Annotated in this window: 6 protein-coding genes; all 6 read left to right on the forward strand. The window is 62.0% G+C overall.

Annotated elements, in window-relative coordinates; translation table 11 throughout:
- Positions 1-441 (forward strand): nuclear transport factor 2 family protein (locus tag VEZ38_RS10600; RefSeq protein ID WP_324893329.1); only part of this gene is annotated, 441 nt, incomplete at its 5' end.
- Positions 442-502: 61 nt separating this feature from the next.
- Positions 503-1,003, forward strand: a complete 501-nt coding sequence (locus VEZ38_RS10605) for a DUF177 domain-containing protein (RefSeq protein ID WP_324893330.1) — start codon at positions 503-505, stop codon at positions 1,001-1,003.
- Between the two features lie 46 nt (positions 1,004-1,049).
- A complete protein-coding gene (rpmF, locus tag VEZ38_RS10610; protein ID WP_324893331.1) occupies positions 1,050-1,226 on the forward strand; it encodes a 50S ribosomal protein L32 in 177 nt (58 codons plus the stop codon).
- A 155-nt stretch (positions 1,227-1,381) separates the two neighbouring features.
- Complete coding sequence (gene fapR / locus VEZ38_RS10615) at positions 1,382-1,990, forward strand: transcription factor FapR (RefSeq protein ID WP_324893332.1); 609 nt, start codon at positions 1,382-1,384, stop codon at positions 1,988-1,990.
- Positions 1,974-2,975, forward strand: a complete 1,002-nt coding sequence (plsX, locus tag VEZ38_RS10620; RefSeq protein WP_324893333.1) for a phosphate acyltransferase PlsX — start codon at positions 1,974-1,976, stop codon at positions 2,973-2,975. Before fapR ends, plsX begins: the two co-directional genes overlap by 17 nt.
- 8 nt (positions 2,976-2,983) lie before the next feature.
- On the forward strand, positions 2,984-3,890 hold a 907-nt coding region (locus VEZ38_RS10625; RefSeq protein ID WP_324893334.1), incomplete at its 3' end, for a beta-ketoacyl-ACP synthase III.

A 3,890-nucleotide genomic window follows, 5' to 3' on the forward strand; every position in this document is an offset into this window, starting at 1 on the left:
ATCTACGACGTCGCGACGCTGTCGCAGGAATGGATCGGCGCGTTCGGCGCGGAGACGGGAGCGGACGCCGCTCCGGAGGACGAGACGGCGGCGCGGAATACAATCGCTTCATATATGGAAGCATTAAATCAAGAAGATCTCGCCGGAGCGCTTCGGCTCGTCCATCCCGACTCGCCGATGCGGAGCGCCGCCGAGAAGACGCTTCGATGGATGTTCGAGACATACGCCTTGACGCACGAGCTGGAGAGCGTACGGGTGCTTGAGGCTTCCGGCGACGAGATGTTCGTGCACACCGTGCAGGCGATGCGGAAGACGGACGGTCCGAAGCTCGCCGACGTCCGGAGCGAATCGATCCACACGCTGCGCCGCCTGGCCAACGGTCAATGGAGGCTGTACGCCACGATCCAAGGCGAGACCGAAGCGTTATCGATTCCGCAATAGCTGTTGACAAACCTCGTTGCAACTGGATATAATAAACTTTGTGTGTTTGAGGTGATTCTTCGTGAACCTGAATTTGCGCGAGCTTGCGCTCCGCGGCGCCCCGATCGAATTGAGCGGACGGCTGCACGTCGAAGACGACGTGACCGGTCGTAACGACATTCGAGTGGCGGGTCCGCTGGAAGCAAGGTTGACCGCCCGTTCCGATTCCGGAACGGCGATCGTTGACGGAACGCTGTCGGCCGACTTGGAGCTCGTCTGCTCGAAGTGCCTGCGGCCGGTTTCGGAGAAGACGGAGGTTCCGGTGACGGAGCTGTTCACGTTGCAGCGCGGAATTGCCGAGCGCGACGAGGATATTCATCTCGTCCACGAGGAGATCGTCGACTTGACGCCTTACCTTCGCGACGCGTTCGTCGTACAGCTGCCGATGGCGGCGGTATGCGGAGAATCGTGTAAGGGATTGTGTCCCGTCTGCGGCAAGGATCGTAACGTTGAATCCTGCGCGTGCGTGCAGGAGCGAGTGGATCCGCGTCTTGCCGGTCTCAAGGATTTTTTCAAATCTTAAAAACTACGGTGTTGTTTCACGAGCACTCTCGCAAGGAGGTGGGAACATGGCAGTACCATTTGCAAAAACGTCGAAGATGCGCAAGAACAAGCGCCGGACTCACTTCAAATTGGAAGTTCCGGGCATGGTAAAGTGCGATCACTGCGGCGAATTGAAATTAGCCCATCACGTATGCAGAGTATGCGGAACGTATAAGTCTCGCGACATCGTGAAGCAAGGCTGAGCATCCGAATAAAAGGAGCATCCCGTATTCCGGCCGGAATCGGGGTGCTTTTTTTGTTGCATGTTTTTGGGTTAGTACTATATACTAGTATTAAGACTAGGTACTAATCATTAACGACATAGAAGATTAACGTTGCGTACCCGGGGGTGTCCGTGATGGAGCGATTACCGAAGCCGAAGCGTCAGGAGCGTCTCGCGGAGACGCTGCGCGCGAATCCGTTCGTGACCGACGAGGAGCTGGCGGCGGATTTCGGCGTCAGCATTCAGACGATTCGGTTGGACCGGATGGAGCTCGGCATACCCGAGGTTCGGGAAAGAATAAAACAGATGGCGGCCGTCTCCCAGTCGATCGTTCGATCGCTGCCGATGGACGAGGTGATCGGCGACGTCATCGATTTAGCGCTCGACAAATCCGGCATCTCGATTCTCGAGATCGGCGAGGAGCACGTTTTCTCGCGCACGGGCATCGCGCGCGGCCATCACATCTTCGCCCAGGCGAACTCGCTCGCGGTCGCGCTGATCAACGACGAGATCGCGCTCACGGCGTCCGCCGACATCCGGTACCTCCGATCGGTCCGGCTCGGCGAACGCTGCGTCGCCAAGGGCTACGTCAAGTCGGCCCCGGGGGACAAGGGGAAGGCGAAGGTCGAAATTTTCACGTACGTCGGGGATGATTTGGTGTTTCAAGGGCATTTCGTTATTTACCGGTCGGCGAAGTCGGCCGAAGCCATGAGAGGAGATTCGGTCGATGCGAATCGCCATTGACGCGTTCGGGGGAGACAACGCCCCGGAGGGCATCGTAGCGGGCGCCGCGGAAGCGGCGAAAGAATATAGAGAAGCGTCCATCACGCTCGTCGGAGACGAGAAGCGGATTCGCGAGCTGCTCGCGGCGAACGGGGCGGCGTCGCTGCCGAACGTGGCCGTGCGCCATGCGTCCGAGGTCATCGCGACCGACGAGGAGCCGGTGCGCGCGGTGCGGCGGAAGAAGGACGCATCGCTCGTCGTGGCGGCGGCGATGGTGAAGGACGGCGAGGCGGACGCGGTCATCTCGGCGGGCAACACGGGCGCCCTGATGACGGCCGGACTGCTCGTCGTCGGCCGCCTGAAGGGCATCGAGCGCCCGGCGCTCGCGCCGATGATTCCGACGATGGACGGCGTCGGCGTGCTGGCGCTCGACCTCGGCGCCAATATGGACGCCACGGCGGAGCAGCTGGCGCAGTACGCCGTCATGGGCAGCGTGTACCGCGCGAAGGCGCACGGCATCGCCTCGCCCCGCGTCGGCTTGCTGAACGTCGGGACGGAGCCCGGGAAGGGCAACGAAGTGACGAAGGCGGCTTATCCGCTGCTCGAGGCCGCGCCGATCCGCTTCGTGGGCAACGTCGAGGCGCGGGACGTGCTGAACGGCGTGTGCGACGTGCTCGTCTGCGACGGCTTCGTCGGCAACGTCATGCTGAAGACGCTCGAAGGCGCGGCGTCCACGCTGTTCGGGGCGCTGAAGGAAGAGTTCACGCAAAATGCGATTCGCAAGCTGGCGGCGGCGATTCTGAAGCCGGGGCTGCGAAAGTTCAAAAACAAGATGGATTACAAGGAAGTCGGCGCGGCGCCGATGCTGGGGTTGACGGGGCTCGTCATGAAGAGCCACGGCTCGAGCGACGCGCGCGCGATCAAGAACGCGGTGCGGCAGACGGTCGACGCGATCCGCTCCGACGTCGTAGGGACGATCCGTTCGGAATTGGGGAAAGGGGAGTGAACGGCATGATGGCAGGAAGACCGGTCGGCATTATCGGAACGGGGCACTACGTGCCGGAGAAGGTACTTACGAACGCGCAGCTGGAAGCGATGGTAGAGACGAACGACGAATGGATCGTGACGCGCACGGGCATCAAGGAGCGCCGAATCGCGGCCGACCATCAAGCGACGTCGGATCTCGCCTACGAAGCGGCGCAGAAGGCGCTGGCGAACGCGGGCATCTCCGCGGAGCAGCTCGGATTGATTATCGTCGCCACGATGACGCCCGACGTCATGTGCCCTTCGACGGCTTGCATTCTTCAGGATAAGCTCGGCGCGAAGAAGGCGGCGGCGTTCGATCTCGCCGCGGCTTGCTCCGGCTTCGTCTACGGCGTCGCGAACGGCGCCAACTTCGTCGCCTCCGGCATGTACGACTACGTGCTCGTCGTCGGCGCCGAGGTGCTCTCGCGCGTCACCGACTACACGGATCGCAACACGTGCATCCTGTTCGGCGACGGCGCGGGCGCGGTCGTGCTCGGGGTCACGGAGCAAGGGCGCGGCTTCGAAGCGTTCGAGCTCGGCGCGGACGGCGCGGGCGGACCGCTCCTTCGCGGCGGCTGCGTCGGCGGCTCGCGCTACCCGAACAAGGAATGCCTCCCGGAAGGCGTGACGCATTACATCTGGCAGAACGGGCGGGAAGTGTTCAAGTTCGCGGTGCGCATCATGGAAAATTTGACGGAGAGCGTCCTGGCGAAGGCGGGCAAGTCGAAGCAAGACATCAAACTGCTCGTGCCGCACCAAGCGAACATTCGCATCATCCAAGCGGCCATGGATAAGCTCGAGCTGACCGAGAACGAGGTCATGATCAACGTCGACCGATACGGCAACATCTCCGCGGCGACGATTCCGATCGCGCTCTCCGAAGCGGTGGAAGCGG

It is taken from the genome of Paenibacillus sp., from assembly GCF_035645235.1.
In the GTDB taxonomy this organism is placed as follows: Bacteria; Bacillota; Bacilli; order Paenibacillales; family YIM-B00363; genus Paenibacillus_AE.